The organism is Streptomyces sp. NPDC056144, assembly GCF_042264145.1.
Lineage (GTDB): Bacteria > Actinomycetota > Actinomycetes > Streptomycetales > Streptomycetaceae > Streptomyces.
In genome coordinates, this window is sequence record NZ_JBHJVF010000002.1 from 214,859 (window position 1) to 230,522 (window position 15,664).

A 15,664-nucleotide genomic window follows, 5' to 3' on the forward strand; every position below is an offset into this window, starting at 1 on the left:
TCGGACAGCCGGCCTGCGACACCGGCACGTGCGGCCACGATGACCGATCTGACCAGCGAGCTCGCCACCCGCAGGGCGCAGGCACATTTCGGGCACGACCCGGAAGCCGACGCCCGGCATCTCTCCAAGGGCAAGCTCTTGGCCCGCCAGCGGATCGAGAAGCTGCTCGACCCGGGCACCTTCACCGAGCTGGGCCTGTTCGCCGAGCACCGGGCGGTGGGGTTCGGCATGGAGAACTCCCACCCCGAGGGCGACGGCGTGATCACGGGCTGGGGTGAGATCGACGGCCGTACGGTCTTCGTCTTCGCCCACGACGCCCGGGTGCGCGGCGGCGCGCTGGGTGCGACGTTCGCCGCGAAGATCCACCAGTTGCTCGACTTCGCCGATTCCGTCGGCGCGCCGGTCATCGGTCTCAACGACGGTGGCGGGGCCCGGATCCAGGAGGGCATCGACGCGCTGGCGGGGTTCGGGAAGCTGTTCGCCCGTAACGTGCGTGCCTCGGGTGTGGTGCCGCAGATCAGTGTGGTGCTCGGTTCGTGTGCGGGCGGTGCGGTGTACTCGCCGGCGCTGACGGACTTCACGTTCATGGTCGAGGGCATGGCGAACATGTTCATCACCGGGCCGGACGTGGTGCAGGCGGTGACGGGCGAGAAGGTCACGCACGAGGAGCTCGGCGGTGCGTACACGCACGGCACGCGGACGGGTGTGGCGAGTTTCGTCGCCCCCGACGAGGAGTTCTGCTTCGAGAACGTGCGGGAGCTGCTCTCCTACCTGCCGTCGAACAACGCCGAGACGCCTCCGTACGAGCGGCCTGGGGACGATCCGGACCGGCGGTGCGAGGAACTTCTGAAGCTGGTGCCGGTCGACGACCGGGCGCCGTACGACATCAGGACGGTCATCGGGCACATCGTCGACGACGGGGACTACCTGGAGGTGCAGGAGTCCTGGGCGCCGAACATCGTGTGCGCGCTGGCGCGGCTCGACGGTCACACGGTGGGGATCGTGGGCAACCAGCCGGCGGCGATGGCCGGGGTGCTGGACATCGACTCCTCGGAGAAGGCGGCGCGGTTCGTGCGGACCTGCGACGCGTTCAACATTCCGCTGGTGACGCTGGTGGACGTGCCGGGGTTCATGCCGGGCACCGACCAGGAGCACAACGCGATCATCCGGCGCGGTGCGAAGCTGCTGTACGCGTACTGCGAGGCGACCGTGCCGCGGGTGCAGGTGATCCTGCGCAAGGCGTTCGGCGGGGCGTACATCGTGATGGACTCCAAGTCGATCGGCTCGGACCTGTCGTTCGCGTGGCCGTCGAACCAGACGGCCGTGATGGGCGCGGACGGTGCGGCGAACATCATCTTCCGGCGGCAGCTGCGTGAGGCGGCGGAGCCGGAGAAGCTGCGCAAGGAGCTGGTCGCGGAGTACACCGAGCAGCTGATGAATCCTTTCGTCGCCGCTCAGCGCGGGCACGTCGACGATGTCATCGACCCGGCGGAGACCCGGCGGGTGCTGATCAAGTCCCTGGACATGCTGCGGACCAAGCGGTCGCGGCAGCCGCTGCGCAAGCACGGGAACGAGCCGCTGTGAGCGGCCCGAGAAGCACCCCGGGCAGCGGCCCGGGGAGCACGCCGGGAACGGTCCCGCTGACGGTGCTGCGGGGCAACCCGACGCCGGAGGAGCTGGCCGGACTGCTCGTGGTGCTCGCCGCGCTGCGCGGTGGTCCCGGTGAGCTGGCGCCGCCGCCCGGCGACGAGCGCCGCTGGGGCCGGCCGGCCGGCTGGCACCGTACCCCTCCCGCAGAGGCGCCGGACGCGGCCGGCTGGCAGCGCACCGGTGCGACGAATCGTGAAAGGACGAAGCGATGACCGGTTGGACCGGCCCCGGCGGTACGGAGACCGGGTGCCTGGCGATGTTCCCCGGGCAGGGCTCGCAGCGGCCCGGCATGGCCCGGCATCTTCTGGAGACCTATCCCTCGGCGCGGCGGCTGTTCGAACGCGCCGACGAGATCCTCGGTCTGCCGCTGTCGGAGATCTGTGTGAGCGGCAGCGCCGAGGAGCTCGGCCGCACCGAGATCACCCAGCCGGCGATCGCGACGACCAGCCTGGCGGTGTGGGAGCTGCTGGAGTCGGCCGGCTACCGGCCGGCGGCGACGGCCGGGCACAGTCTGGGCGAGTATCCGGCGCTGGTGGCGGCGGGGGTGCTGACGCTGGAGTCGGCGCTTCAGCTGGTGCGGCTGCGCGGGCGGCTGATGGGCGAGGTGGCCCGTGAGGTGCCCGGGGCGATGGCCGCGGTCCTCGGGCTGCCGGCGGAGGACGTGCTCGCGGCCTGCGCGAGCGCCGGGGACGTCGGCCTGGTGCAGGTGGCGAACTACAACGAGCCGCTGCAGACCGTCATCTCGGGGCACGAGTACGCCGTCGAGGCGGCCGGCCGCAGCGCGCTGGACGCCGGCGCGGAGAAGGTCGTGCGTCTGGACGTGGGCGCCCCGTTCCACTGCTCGCTGATGTCGGCGGTGGAGGAGGAGTTCACGAAGGCGCTGTCGGCCCACGCGTTCGCCGACCCGGTGCTGCCCGTGATCAGTTCGGTCACCGGCACCTACGTCCGCTCGGGCGAGGAGGCCAGGCAACTGCTGCGCCGCCAGCTCACGGGCCCCGTCCGCTGGGTGGAGGTGCTGCGGACCGCGGCAGCGCACCCGGTGGGCGCGTACACCGAGATCGGGCCCGGCCGGGTGCTGAGCGGGCTGGCCCGCCGCACGCTGGGCGAGGCCCGTACCCGATCCACCGGAGACCCGCGCCGGCTCACGGCGCTCCACGGCGAACTGGCACCGGCGAAGTGGCCGGAGCCGGTGGCCTGACGCGCCCCGTGCGCGGCGTGGCCGTGCCCGTGGCGGTTCGTTTATCCGGCAATTTTCTACGAAGGGTTGAGAGACATGTCGTACGACGGTAAGGACTTCGGCGCGATCGTCCAGCAGGCGGTCGCCGACGCGCTCGGGATCGACGTCGAGGAGGCGGTGCCCGAGGCGACGCTCCTGGGCGATCTGGACGCCGAGTCGATCGACCTGCTCGACGTGCTGTTTCGCATCGAGAAGGCCGCGGACGTGAAGATCAAGGTGTCGGACATCGCCGAGCTGCTCCAGGGCGGGATCCCCGACGAGGAGTTCGCCGACGAGAACGACATCATCAACGAGGTCGGGCTGAACCAGCTGAAGAAGTCGCTGCCGCAGATCGACGTCGCCGAGCTCGCCGGCAAGATCACCGCGGACGAAGTGCTGACCCTGTTCACCGTCCAGAACCTGACGGATCTGGTGGCTGAGCGTGCCGCCCTCGCCGCGGCCGCTGCGTGAGCGGGGGGCGGGGGGGTCACCGCACGCCACCGCCCCGCCGCCGCTGCGGGTGCGCACCGGCATGGACCTGGCCGAGGTCTCCCGGGTCGAGGAGCTGATGACTTCTCAGCCGGAGCTTCGGGAGCGGGTGTTCACCGCTCGCGAGCTGGCCTACTGCTACCGGCGCAAGCGGGCCGGTGAGCACCTCGCCGGCCGGTGGGCCGCGAAGGAGGCCGTGCTGAAGAGCCTGGGTACCGGCATGGGTCCGCGCATGGAATGGACGGACATCGAGGTCGTCAACGACCGCGCCGGCCGTCCCATGGTGCGGCTGTACGGCGAGGTCGAGGTGGTCGCCCGGTCCCTCGGGATGGCGTCCCTGGACATCACCTTGAGCCACAGCGGCGGGCTTGCCGTCGCGCACGCCGTGATGGTGTGCCAGCCCGCGCCCCCGCACGACACGCCTGTCCACACCACGCATACGGGAGAAGGAGACGAAACGGCATGAGGCTGGACGAGACGGAGGCGCCGCGATGAGCCGCAGGGTGGTCATCACCGGTGTGGGTGCCGTCACGCCGCTGGGCAACGACGCGCCGAGCACCTGGCAGGGGCTGGTCGAGGGGCGCAGCGGGGTGGGCCGGCTCACCACGATCGACACCACCGGGTTCGACGTGACGATCGCCGGCGAGGTCAAGGAGTACCGGGTCGAGGACGCGGTGCCGTCCTCGGTGGGGCTGCGGGATCTGCTGCGGCCCGGGACGTTCGGTGTCGGCGCGGCGTGGGAGGCGCTGCGCGACGCCGGGGTGGACCGGTCCACGTACGAGGGCGCGGACATGGGTGTGGCCATGGGCGCGTGTGTGGACCGGCCGCCGCTGCAGTGGCTGGTGGACGTCGGCGCGCAGCGCGACGCGACGGGCCGGGCGGACGCGTTCTCCACGTTCTCGCCGAAGGCGTCGCTGGCCTACAGCCAGAACATCGCGTCGGCGGCGATGGCGCGGATGCTGGACGCGACGGGGCCGATGCTGGGCGTGTCCACGGCCTGCTCGGCGTCCGGGCACGCGGTCGGCGAGGCGTTCCGGTCGATTCAGGAGGGTGACGCCCAGCTGATGCTGGCGGGCGGCTACGACTCGCTGACGACCTGGCTGGACGTGCTGTGCTTCGGTCTGCTGGGCGCGCTCACGAAGGAGTACAACGACGATCCGCAGCGGGCGAGCCGCCCGTTCGACGACAAGCGCTCGGGGTTCGTCCTGGGTGAGGGCGGTGTCGTGCTGGTCCTGGAGGAGCTGGAGTCGGCCCGGGCGCGCGGGGCGAAGATCCTCGCCGAGGTCCTGGGCTACGGCACCAGTCTGAACGCGTGGCGGATGACGGACTCGCCGCCGGACGGCAGCGGGGCCATCGAGTCCATCGAGGCGGCGATCGCGGACGCCGGCCTTCAGCCGGGCGACATCGACTACGTCGTGGCGCACGGCACCAGCACCCCGGGCAACGACCTGTCGGAGACCACGGCGATCAAGAAGGTGTTCGGCGACGCGGCCGAGAACCTGGTGATCAGTTCGCCGAAGTCGATGACGGGGCATCTCACGGCGGCGTCCGCGGCGCTGAGCCTGCTCACCGCGGTCGGGGCGATCAACCACGGTGTGGTGCCGCCGACCATCAACCAGGAGACGCCCGACCGGCGGCTCGGCCTGGACTTCGTCCCGAACACGGCACGCACGCGCCAGGTGCGGCACGCGCTCGTCAACGCGTTCGCGTTCGGCGGCACCAACGTCGGGCTGGTCGTGGGCCGCTACGAGGAGAAGCGATGACCACCACCATCCGACAGCGACACGCAGGAGGAGCGCGATGAGCGGCAGCGGACGTCAGGTCGTCATCAGCGGCATCGGCCTGCTGACCGCGCTGGGCGAGGGCCCGGAGGCGAACTTCAAGGCGCTGGTGGCCGGCGAGAGCGGGATCGGCCCGATCCGGGAGTACGACCCCGAGCCGCTGCAGACCCGGCTCGGCGGCGAGATCCCCGGTTTCGACGCCGAGCGGTACGCCACCAAGCGGCAGCTGCGCACCGTCAACCGCGGTGACCGGCTCGCGCTGGCGGCCGCCCGCCTCGCGCTCGACGACGCGGGCCTCGCGCACAAGCACAACGGCGGCGGGGAGCTCGGGCACCGGGCGGGACTGTATCTCGGCGGGAACAAGTCGCTGGGCCGCATGGAGCAGCTGATCGAGGAGCTGAAGGTGATCCGCCGCCCGGACGGGACGGCCGACCTGGAGCACCTGGCCCGGCACGGTGATGTGATCATGCCGCCGCTGTTCTTCGTCGAAGGGCTGCCGGCCGGGGCGGTGTTCAACATCTCCCAGACGTACGGCATCCGCGGCTCGTCGACCTTCTTCGCGGGGTACGCGGACGCCGGGGCGACGGCCATCGGCCGGGCCATGCGCGCGGTGCGCCGCGGGGACGCGGACGTGGCGATCGCCGGCGGCTACGACGACGCCACCAGCTGGTGGTCGATGACGCTCCTTGACCGGCTCGGGATCCTGACCACCCGCAACGAGCAGGGGCAGGGCGCGTACCGGCCCTACGACCTGGGCCGCAGCGGCGGGCTTCCCGGTGAGGGCGCGGCACTGCTGGTCCTTGAGGAGAAGGAGGCGGCGCTGGCGCGCGGTGCGCGGATCTACGCCGAGCTGACCGGTTACGGCGCCGGGCACGACGGGCGGACGCCGCCGGCCGTGGACCCCGAGGGCCGCGGGCTCGCGCGGGCGGTGCGCCGCTCGCTTGAGGACGCGCGGCTGGCGGCGGGCGAGGTCGGCTACATCGCCTCGGACGGCTCGGGGACGCGGTCGGGTGACGCGAGCGAGGCGGCCGCGTTGCGGACCGCGCTCGGGCCGGCGGCCTCCTCGGTGCCGGTGAGCACGCCCAAGCCGCAGACCGGGCACCTGGTCGGCGGCGGCGGCGCGCTGAACGCGGCGGTCGCCGCGCTGGCCCTGCACCACGGGGTCGTGCCCGCGACCTTGAACCTCGACCGTCCCGACCCGGTGTGCGCGGCCGGCCTCGACCTCGTGCGCGGCAGCGCCCGGGAGACCCGTCCGCAGCACGCGGTGGCGCTGGCCCGGGGCATCGAGGGACAGGCCGTGGCCCTGACCCTGTCCCGGCCGGCGTGAGCGGCTGAGGAGCCCCTGGCCCTAGAAGGAAGCGAAGGATGATGGACGTTCCTGACCAGACCGTCGGCGTGGTGATCGCGGCCGTCGGCGCGATCACCCCGCACGGGGGTTCGGCCGAGGCCCTGTGGGAGGGGGTGCGCGCCGGGCGGGTGGCGATCTCGCCCGTGCGCCGCCTGCCCATGGACGGCTACCAGACCGGTGTGGGCGGCGAGGTCACCGAGCCGTGCGCGCCCGCGTACGACTACGCGCCCGGTGTCGAGGTGCGTGACCGGGCGATCGACTTCGCGCTCGCGGCCGCCGAGGAGGCGATGGCCGGCTCGGGGCTGCGGGTCGGCGCCGACATCCCGGCGACGCGCTGGGGGGTGTCGTACGGCACGTGTCACGGTGGCTGGCGCAGCGCCGAACTGGCCCTGCGGCAGGTACGGGAGGGCGGCGCGCCCAACTGGCGGCGCTACACGTTCGTACCGCCGCAGGCGGGTGCGGAGGCGTTGTCGGCGGCGTTCGGGCTCAAGGGTCCGGTGCTCAGTGCCGACACGGCCTGTGCGGCCAGCGCGCACGCTCTGGCGCACGCGCTGGAGGTGATCCGGTCGGGTGCGGCGGACGCGATGCTCGTCGGGGGCAGCGATGCCTTCACGGAGTCGGCGTTCGCCGGGTTCAGCAGCCTGTGGTCGCTCTCGCCGGAGCCCGCGGCCCCCTATTCGAAGGACCGGCAGGGCCTGACCTTGGGCGAGGGCGGCGGGATGCTCGTCCTGCTGTCGAAGGAGGCGGCGGAGCGGACCGGTGCGCCGGTGCTCGCCGAGGTCCTCGGCTACGGCCTGTCGGCCGACGGCCACCACCCGACGGCTCCGCACCCGGAGGGCGAGGGCGCGGCCCGCGCGATCCGTGCGGCGCTGGCCACCTCCGGTCTGGTCCCGGACGACATCCGGTACGTCAACGGGCACGGTACGGGAACGGAGAAGAACGACTCGGCGGAGAGCAACGCGGTGCGTGCCGCGCTCGGCTCGGCGGCCGAGAAGGTGGCGCTGTCCAGTACGAAGTCGATGACCGGCCATCTGCTGGGTGCGGCCGGTGCCGTGGAGGGCATCGTCACGGTCCTCGCGCTGCGCGACCAGATCGCGCCGCCGACCGCCTCGTTCACCGAGGCCGACCCGGCCTGCGGGCTCGACCCGGTCGCCGGGGCGGGCCGGCCGATGGTCCTGGACGCCGCGCTGTCGAACAACTTCGGATTCGCCGGCGCCAACGCCACGATCGCGTTCGCCCGGCCCGGCGGCCGGGGCGCGCCCGCCCCCGCCACAGGGCCCGACGAGGTCGTGGTCACCGGGTTCGGTGTGATCACGGCGGCCGGTGAGGGCGCCGAGGCCTTGTGGGAGGCGTACGGGCAGGGTGTCCGGCCCGGTGTGGTGGAGGACGGACTGCGCGTGGCGCGGGTCGAGTTCGACCGTACGGCGGCCGGCACCCCCCGGGAGCGGCGCCGGATGGACAAGGTGTCCCAGCTGGCCGTCGCCTCCTGCCGGGCCGCGCTCGCCTCGGCCGGTCTGGACGGCGACGGCGCCGACGCGGAAGGTCTCGCGGCGACCGGAGTGGTCCTCGGTACCGCGATCGGGCCGATGGAGAGCGGTGAGCTGTTCACGCTCCCGGTGCTGACCGAGGGCGCCGGGGAGGCGAACCCGGCGGTGTTCACCAACACCGTCTACAACGGTGCGGCCGGTCATGTCGCGATGGCCCTGGGCACCCGGGGCCCCACCTCGACGCTGACGTCGGGGCACGCGGCGGGCGCCGCCGCGCTGGGCGTCGCGTACGACATGCTGCGTGCCGGGCGCGTCGAGCGGCTGCTCGTGCCGGCGGTGGAGGCGTTCTCGCCGGCGACGCTGGACGCCTACCGGAGCATTCCGCTGTTCGGTTCGCCGGCCGGGCGCCGCTACACGCTCGCGGAGGCCGGGATCGCGCTGGTCCTGGAGCGCCGCGAGAGCGCCGAGCGGCGCGGCGCGACGATCCACGCCGTTGTTCTCGGGCACGCGACCGCGTCGGACGCGGCGGGCATCGGCCGCTGGGACGCTTCCGGTGACGGGGTGGAGCGGGCGATGCGCCAGGCGCTGGCCCGGGCCGGTGTCGCACCGGACCAGGTGGGTGCGGTGTTCGCGAGCGCCGCGGGCCTGGCCGCCGCCGACCGTCCCGAACAGGCCGCCGTGGAGCGGGTGTTCGGCCCGGGCCGGGTGCGTGTCGAGGCCCCCAAGCGGGTCCTCGGCGAGCCGGTCGGCGCGGGCGCCCACCTGTCGGCGGTCCTGGCCGTCGGCGCCTGGCGCGGACACACCGACACGCGTCCGGTCCTGGTGAACTCCTCCTCCCTCGGCGGCACCCACACCTCGCTCGTCCTGTCCCCCGCCCCCCTCTCCCCCGCCCCTTCATCCCCCTTCCCTCTGGCTGCAACGGAGTCCGGCCGATGACCACCGCTTTCGATGTGAAGATCCTGTCCACCGGCGCCTACGTGCCCGGCGAACCGCTGGACAACGCCACGCTGGAGAAGTACGTCGGCCCGCTGCCGGACGACGTCCTCGACGGCATCCAGGTCACCACCCGGTACTGGATGATCGACCCGGTCACCGGCGAACACCGCATCAACAACAGCCGGATGGCCGAGAAGGCCTCCCGCCAGGCCCTGGAGCGGGCCGGGGTGGAGCCCGAGGAACTCGACCTGATCGTGGTGTGCACGGCGACGCCGGAGTACACGCTGCCGAACGTCGCCACCACCCTGCAGCACTACCTGGGCCTGGAGTCCGTCGCCGCGATCGAGATCCGCGGGGCGTGCGCGGGCTGGGTGCAGGCCCTGGACCTGGCCCGCCGGCAGCTCGCCGACGGCACCGTCCGCACGGCGCTGGTCGTCGGCAGCGAGGCCGGATCGCCGATCCTCGCCCCGCACTTCCTCGGCAAGGAGCCGGACCGCGTGCGGATGCGGGACCGCCTGACGCTCTACACGTTCGGCGACGGCGCCGGCGCGGTGGTGCTGCGGGCCGAGCCGGCCGGCGAGAACACCGAGGGCTTCGCCTACGTCAACGCGTGCGTGGGCGGTCTGCGCAAGCCCGGCATGGAGATCATCGGCGGCGGCACCGACGTCCCGCAGGCCGAACAGCAGGCCCGGCGCCAGCTGATGACGATGAAGGTCGACGTGCCCGGCACCACCACGTTCGGTCCGCAGGTGTTCGTCCGGGCGATGAAGGAGATGGCCGCCAAGGACGGCCGGTCGCTCGGCGAGTTCGACGCGATCGTGCTCCCGGAGGGCAACGCCGAGTACTTCGCCGACGAGTTCGCCTCCGCCGGACTGTCCGAGGAGGACATCCGGGCGCTCGACGGGCGGATCGTGGAGAACCTGGCCGAGGTCGGCGCCACCGGATCGGCCGCGGTACCGCTGTCCCTGGACGCGGGCTGGACCTCGGGCCGCATCAAGCCCGGTGACCGGATCGTCGTCCTCGGCATCGAGGCCAGCCGGTACATCTACACCGGCCTGTCGCTGACCTGGAGCGCACCGACCCCGGCCTGACCCGCCCCCCACCCACCGCTCCCCCACCCCCCTTTCGTCTTTCTCGTTTCTCATCTCTTTCAGGAGGCATCACATGGCCGTCACCCGCCGCAAGCTCGGTTCGCAGGGACTGCAGGTTCCCGAGCAGGGTCTGGGCTGCATGGGCATGACGTTCGGCTACGGCACCGCGGACGCGGCCGAGGCACGGGCCACCATCGACCGGGCGCTGGAGCTCGGGGTCAACCTGCTGGACACCGCCGACATGTACGGCCCCTACAGCAACGAGGAGCTGATCGGCCGCGCGGTCGCCGGGCGCCGCGACCAGGTGGTGCTGGCCTCCAAGGTCGGCAACGAGGTCGTCGACGGGCAGCTGACGTGGCGGCTCAACGGCCGCCCCGACTACATCCGCCGGTCCGTCGAGGGCACGCTGCGGCGCCTGGGCACCGACCACCTCGACCTGTACTACCTGCACCGGGTCGACCCCGACGTGCCGGTGGAGGAGAGCTTCGGCGCCCTCGCCGGGCTCGTCGAGGCCGGACTCGTCAAGCACCTGGGCATCTCCGAGGCCGGCCCCGCCACCATCCGCCGCGCGCACGCCGTGCACCCGCTGACCGCCGTGCAGACCGAGTACTCGCTGTTCACCCGCGACGTCGAGGTCAACGGCGTCCTGGACACCGTGCGCGAGCTCGGCATCGGGTTCGTGGCCTACAGCCCGCTGGGCCGCGGGTTCCTCACCGGCACCATCCGCGGCACCTCCGACATCCCCGAGGGCCTGGACTTCCGGCACATCGCCCCCAGGTTCAAGGAGGAGAACATCCGCCAGAACCTGCCCGTCGTCGACCAGCTCAGCGACCTGGCCGCCGCCGCCGACACCACCGTCACCCGCCTCGCGCTCGCCTGGGTCCTCTCCCGCGGCGAGGACGTCGTCGCCATCCCCGGCACCAAACGGCGCACCTACCTGGAGGAGAACGTCTCCGCCTCCGAGCTCCAGCTGTCCGCCGACGTCCTCGCGGCGATCGACGCCATCGCCCCGTACGGCATCACCGCCGGCAACCGCTACCCGGACGCGGAGATGGACGCGCTCAGCCGCTGACCTCCCGTACCGCTCCCCCACAGCCCGACACCCCCACCCCCCACGCTCACCCCCACCCTCCGCTTCCGCTTCCGCCCTGATCCCCGGGAGAACGACATGTCCGCACAGACCCCTCGCCCCCTCCGCGTGCTCATCGCCGGCGGTGGGATCGGCGGCATCGCCACCGCTCTCGCCCTCCAGCAGCAGGGCATCGAATCCGTCGTCTTCGAACGCGCGCCGCAGCTGCGCGACGGCGGCGCCGGACTGCACATCTGGACCAACGGCATGCTCGCCCTGGCCCACCTGGGCGTCGCCGACCAGGTCTCCGCGATCGCCCCCGCCCAGGACGAGTGCCACTTCGCGACCGCCGCCGGCCGCCCGATCGGCACCTGGCCGGTCGGCGAGTTCGTCGAACGCTACGGACAGCCCACCGTCGCCATCGGCCGCTCCGACCTGCACGGCATCCTGCGCGACGCGGTGACCGCGCCCGTCGTCACCGGCGCCGAGGTCACCGGCTACACCGAGCACGCCGACCGTGTCACCCTCCACTTCGCCGACGGCACCTCCGAGGACGGCGACCTCCTCATCGGCGCCGACGGCGTCCGCTCCGCCGTCCGCGCCCAGCTCCTTGGCCCCCAGCCGCCCGACTACACCGGCTACATCGCCTGGCGCGGCCACGCCGAACTGAGCCCCGAAGAGTTCCCGCCGGGCACCTTCCAGGCCCTGTTCGGACCCGGGACCCGCTTCACGTACTACGACATCGCGCCCGGCGTCGTGCACTGGATGAGCGTCGCCGACGGCCCCCAGAACGGCCGCGACGAGGGCACCCCCCAGCAGACCCTGGACATGCTGCGCGCCCGGCACGCCGGCTGGGACGACCCGATGATCGAGAAGATCCTCGCCGCCACCGTCCCGGACAGCATCCTGCGAGGCGACGTCCTGGACCGCAAGCCCGACGCCGTGTGGGGACACGGCCGGGTCACCCTCCTCGGCGACGCCGCGCACGCCATGAGCTTCAACATCGGCCAGGGCGCCTGCCAGGCCATCGAGGACGGCCTCGTCCTGGCCGGACACCTCGCCGCCCCCGGCGCCCGCGTCCCCGAGGCACTGCGCGCCTACGAGGCCGAGCGGCAGGAACGCACCCGGCCCATGCAGCTCCTCGCGCACCGCATCGGCGTCGCCGGCTCGCTGAAGAACCCGGCCGCCGTCTGGCTGCGCGACCGGATGATGGCCCTGACCTGGAACAAGACCTTCCAGTCCACCGAACGCGACCACGTCGCCTACGGCACCCGCTGGAGCACCACCCCCGCTGCCACCACCACCGCTGCCGCTGCCGCCGTCACGGCTGCCTGAGCGGCTCCGCACGTACCCCGCCCCCAGACGAGAGGACTGCTGTTGTGACCACCGCGGCCACCCCCGACCTGGCACGCCCCCTGTGGGAGAGCGTCCAGGAACGCAACAAGGCGACCATCCGCCGGGTCTTCGCCGAGTTCATCAACCAGGGCGACACCCAGGTCGCCGACGAGACCTACCGGAGCGACATCGTCGACCACGCGGGCCTGCCCGGCGCGCCCGAGGGCCTGGAAGGGGTGAAGTACACCATCGCGTCCCTGCGGGAGGCGGTCCCCGACTTCCACGTGACCATCGAGGACATCAGCGCGCACGAGGACATGGTCGTCATCCACAACACCTGGCGCGGCACCCACCTGGGCGAGCTCCTGGGGATGGCGCCCACCGGGCGGTCGTTCCTGTCCGTCGGCATCGTCATCTGGCGGTTCGACGAGGAGGGCCGGATCGCCGAGCGGTGGGAGCACGGCGTGTCGTCGAACATGTTCGCCGCGCTCGGGATGCGGCTGCTCGCGCCGCGCAAGGGCCGCCGGCGGACGGAGGAGGGCACCTTGTCGGTGACCCGTACCGTGCCCCTGCTGCCGGGGAAGCCGGTGGCCTGGGAGCGGCTGACGGCGGAGCTGCAGGGACCGCGGCGGCGGGAGTACGAGGCGTCGCGGCGCCGGATCGGGATCCTCGGCGAGGTGCTGCGCGTCGACCCGCGGCCGGAGGGCGACCACGTGATCGTGCACTTCGAGACGGCCGACCCGGAGCGGACCCGCAAGCGGTGGGCCGAGTCGACGCACCCCTTCGACCAGTGGCTGCGCGCGCAGGTCCTCGACATCCACGGCGAGGACCCCTGGGCCGGTCCCGGCACCTCCTACGAGGTGTCCGGTCTGGCCTGGACGGCGCCGCCGCGGCTGGCGGCGGACCGGCCCGACGGGTCGCGCTGACCCGGGCCCGGTCTGCCGACCGGTCGTCCAGCCGTCCTCCAGGTCAGGTCGGCAGACTGGAACCGTCCAAGGACGACGGGCCCGCGCCGTACATCCCCCGGCGGTGCGGGCCCGTCAACGTGTCCGCGCCCGGACCAGTTCCTCGATGCCGGGGACGAGGTCGGCGGGCGGTGTCATGGCGGCGACGTCCTTGCCCAGGCGGGCGGCCGCCGGCAGGACCCGGCCGCCGTTGACGAGTTCGGCGAGGTGGAAACGCAGCCGCAGCATGCTGTCGGTGCCCGCCAGGTCCTCGTCGGTGAGGCACAGGCCGACACCGGCCCGCTCCACAAGCTTGCCCGCCCGCTGTTCCTCCTCCCCCGCCGGCAGCACCAGCTGGGAGACGCCGTAGCGGGCGGCCGCGTACACGGTGCCCTCGTCTCCGCCGTGGACGACGACGACGCTGCCGCGCATCGCCACGCTCCAGGGGTGGTCGTCGCCCTTGAGGACGACGAGTTGCAGGCCGAGGCTTTCGACGCCTTCGGCGACCCGGTTGAAGAGCCGTGCCCGGTGGCGGTCCTCGGGGCGGGTGCCGCTGGGGATCCCGGTGACGCAGACCCGTGGGAGCAGCGGCAGTTCGGTGAGCCAGGGCGCGGGCCGTGGCGGGAGTTCGTAGGCGTCGGGGCGTACCTGCCAGGCGTCGGGTTCGGGCCGGTCCCGCAGGGCGGGCGGGCAGGGGTCGAGCCAGATCGTGGGGCGGGGCGCGAGCGGTTCGTGGACGTGGGGCAGATAAGCGAGGGTGGGGACGCCCGCTTCGGCCGCCATGGCGGCGGCGGGCGGGGACAGCGGGTCGTGGACGACCAGGTCGGGGCGCCAGGCGCGACTGAAGCGCTGGGGTGCGGCCAGTACGGGGACGAGCCCGGCCCGGACCGCGCGGTGGCGGGCGCGGGCCGGGCCGGAGAACCGGACCTCGTGCCCGGCCGCCTGCATGTCCCTGGCGAGCAGGACCAGGCGCAGTGCCGCCGGCATGCCGTGGCCCGCCGAGAAGAACACACGCACAGTTCCTCCCTTGGGCCGTTACCTGGCGAAGCGGTCGAGCACCCGCCCGGTCCCGGCGTCGGTGTCGGCGTCGAGGGCGGGGTCGCTGCCGAGGACGGCGCGCTGCAGCAGCTGCAGGCGCTGGGAGGGCTCGATGCCCAGTTCCTCCACGAGGCGGGTGCGCAGGTTCTGGAAGACGTCCAGGGCCGCGGAGGGCCGTCCGGCCCGGTAGAAGGCGACCATGGCCTGGGCGTGGAGGCCTTCGTGCAGGGGGTGGCGGGCGGCGAGGGCGGTGAGCTCGGTGAGCAGTGCGCCGTGCCGGCCCAGGCGCAGGTCGACGTCGATGCGGCGTTCCAGTACGCCCAGGCGGCTCTCCTCCAGGCGCATCGCCTCGATCTCCAGGAGCGGGCCGGTGCGGACGTCGACGAGGGCCGGTCCCCGCCACAGGGCGAGGGCCTCGCGGAAGAGTTCCGCGGCCTCACGGTGGTCGCCGCGGTCGAAGGCGCGCTGGCCGAGGGTGGAGAGCCGGTCGTGCTCGTGGGCGTCGATGCTGCCGGGCTCGGTGTGCAGGAGGTAGCCGCCGTGGCGGGTCAGGAGGAGTTCCTTGGAGCCGCCGGGTTCTCCGTCGAGTGCGGCTTCCATGCAGCGGCGGAGCTGGAGGATGTAGGTCTGCAGGGTGGTGAGCGCGCTGCGGGGCGGGGCGTCGCCCCAGATCTCCTCCATCAGCGCGGAGACCGGCAGGACCTGGTTGGCGTAGATGGCGAGCAGCGCCAGGATCTGGCGCGGCTTGGCCGCGGTGGGCAGGATCTGGACGCCCTTGAGCTCGGCTTCCAAAGACCCCAGAACAGAGATGCGCATGCTGCCCCCTCTTGTGGTTCTGTCTCTGTCGTCGGACCTTGAACCTCCCATGAGGCGGCCTCGCGCTGACAGTGCGTCGGTCCCGCTTGTCCGGGTGTCTTTGTCCTGGTCAGCGATGTGAAGGATTCACATCGCCCGCCGGGGGCGGGGGTGCGGGAGGGGCAGAGGGAGTCGCGGCGGGCGGGTGGGGACGCGGCGGGGGCCCCCGCGCCCGGGGGGGGGGGGGGGGCCCGGGGGCGGCGGGGAGGGGGGTGGGGCGGGAGGCTGGGGGGGCGGTGGGGTCTGACGCCGTCCACCGCCGGGGCCGGGGGGCGGGGGGCTGGCGGTGGGGGGGGGGGGGGGGGGGGGGGGGGGGGGGGGGGGGGGGGGGGTGTTGGGGGGGGGGGGGGGGTGGGTGAGGCGCGGCGAAGCGGGGCGGGGCGCGTGAAGCGGGGCGCCTGCGGCGGGCCTCTCCCCCACCCCGC

The 15,664-nt window shown here is 73.2% G+C and carries 14 protein-coding genes; 12 read left to right on the forward strand and 2 right to left on the reverse strand.

From position 1 onward, the window contains the following. The first annotated feature begins 39 nt into the window (after positions 1-39). The 12 genes from ACFC0Z_RS07510 (at position 40) to ACFC0Z_RS07565 (ending at position 13,328) form a co-directional block, all read left to right on the forward strand. Positions 40-1,584 (forward strand): acyl-CoA carboxylase subunit beta, encoded by a 1,545-nt coding sequence (locus tag ACFC0Z_RS07510; protein ID WP_376433818.1) that lies wholly within the window; start codon positions 40-42, stop codon positions 1,582-1,584. Continuing rightward, the gene (locus ACFC0Z_RS07515) at positions 1,581-1,862 is read left to right on the forward strand and encodes an acyl-CoA carboxylase subunit epsilon (RefSeq protein ID WP_376433820.1); all 282 of its coding nucleotides are present in this window, start codon (positions 1,581-1,583) and stop codon (positions 1,860-1,862) included. Before ACFC0Z_RS07510 ends, ACFC0Z_RS07515 begins: the two co-directional genes overlap by 4 nt. Then, positions 1,859-2,848: an ACP S-malonyltransferase gene (fabD, locus tag ACFC0Z_RS07520; RefSeq protein ID WP_376433822.1), complete on the forward strand. Its 990-nt coding sequence runs from the start codon at positions 1,859-1,861 to the stop codon at positions 2,846-2,848. The genes ACFC0Z_RS07515 and fabD overlap by 4 nt, the downstream gene beginning before the upstream one ends. Before the next feature lie 75 nt (positions 2,849-2,923). Then, positions 2,924-3,337: an acyl carrier protein gene (locus ACFC0Z_RS07525; RefSeq protein WP_376433824.1), complete on the forward strand. Its 414-nt coding sequence runs from the start codon at positions 2,924-2,926 to the stop codon at positions 3,335-3,337. Positions 3,338-3,398: 61 nt separating this feature from the next. Beyond that, complete coding sequence (gene acpS / locus ACFC0Z_RS07530; protein WP_376433826.1) at positions 3,399-3,821, forward strand: holo-ACP synthase; 423 nt, start codon at positions 3,399-3,401, stop codon at positions 3,819-3,821. A 25-nt stretch (positions 3,822-3,846) separates the two neighbouring features. After that, complete coding sequence (locus ACFC0Z_RS07535; protein ID WP_376433828.1) at positions 3,847-5,118, forward strand: beta-ketoacyl-[acyl-carrier-protein] synthase family protein; 1,272 nt, start codon at positions 3,847-3,849, stop codon at positions 5,116-5,118. Positions 5,119-5,155: 37 nt separating this feature from the next. Beyond that, entirely contained in the window at positions 5,156-6,463 is a 1,308-nt protein-coding gene (locus ACFC0Z_RS07540) for a beta-ketoacyl-[acyl-carrier-protein] synthase family protein (RefSeq protein ID WP_376433830.1), read from the forward strand. Positions 6,464-6,501: 38 nt separating this feature from the next. Beyond that, a complete protein-coding gene (locus ACFC0Z_RS07545) occupies positions 6,502-8,907 on the forward strand; it encodes a beta-ketoacyl synthase N-terminal-like domain-containing protein (protein ID WP_376433832.1) in 2,406 nt (801 codons plus the stop codon). Next, entirely contained in the window at positions 8,904-9,998 is a 1,095-nt protein-coding gene (locus ACFC0Z_RS07550; protein ID WP_376433834.1) for a 3-oxoacyl-ACP synthase III family protein, read from the forward strand. The genes ACFC0Z_RS07545 and ACFC0Z_RS07550 overlap by 4 nt, the downstream gene beginning before the upstream one ends. A gap of 73 nt (positions 9,999-10,071) precedes the next feature. After that, positions 10,072-11,070, forward strand: a complete 999-nt coding sequence (locus tag ACFC0Z_RS07555; RefSeq protein ID WP_376433836.1) for an aldo/keto reductase — start codon at positions 10,072-10,074, stop codon at positions 11,068-11,070. 96 nt (positions 11,071-11,166) lie between these two features. Beyond that, positions 11,167-12,402, forward strand: coding sequence for an FAD-dependent oxidoreductase (locus tag ACFC0Z_RS07560; RefSeq protein ID WP_376433838.1), 1,236 nt, complete (start codon positions 11,167-11,169; stop codon positions 12,400-12,402). Between the two features lie 44 nt (positions 12,403-12,446). Further along, positions 12,447-13,328, forward strand: coding sequence for an ester cyclase (locus ACFC0Z_RS07565; protein WP_376433840.1), 882 nt, complete (start codon positions 12,447-12,449; stop codon positions 13,326-13,328). Between the two features lie 114 nt (positions 13,329-13,442). On the opposite strand, the gene ACFC0Z_RS07570 is transcribed toward ACFC0Z_RS07565, so the two are convergent. Together ACFC0Z_RS07570 and ACFC0Z_RS07575 are read right to left on the reverse strand one after the other, a co-directional pair. Continuing rightward, entirely contained in the window at positions 13,443-14,363 is a 921-nt protein-coding gene (locus tag ACFC0Z_RS07570; protein WP_376433842.1) for a glycosyltransferase, read from the reverse strand. Between the two features lie 18 nt (positions 14,364-14,381). Then, positions 14,382-15,200 (reverse strand): BTAD domain-containing putative transcriptional regulator, encoded by an 819-nt coding sequence (locus ACFC0Z_RS07575; protein ID WP_376433844.1) that lies wholly within the window; start codon positions 15,198-15,200, stop codon positions 14,382-14,384. Between the last annotated feature and the right edge of the window lie 464 nt (positions 15,201-15,664).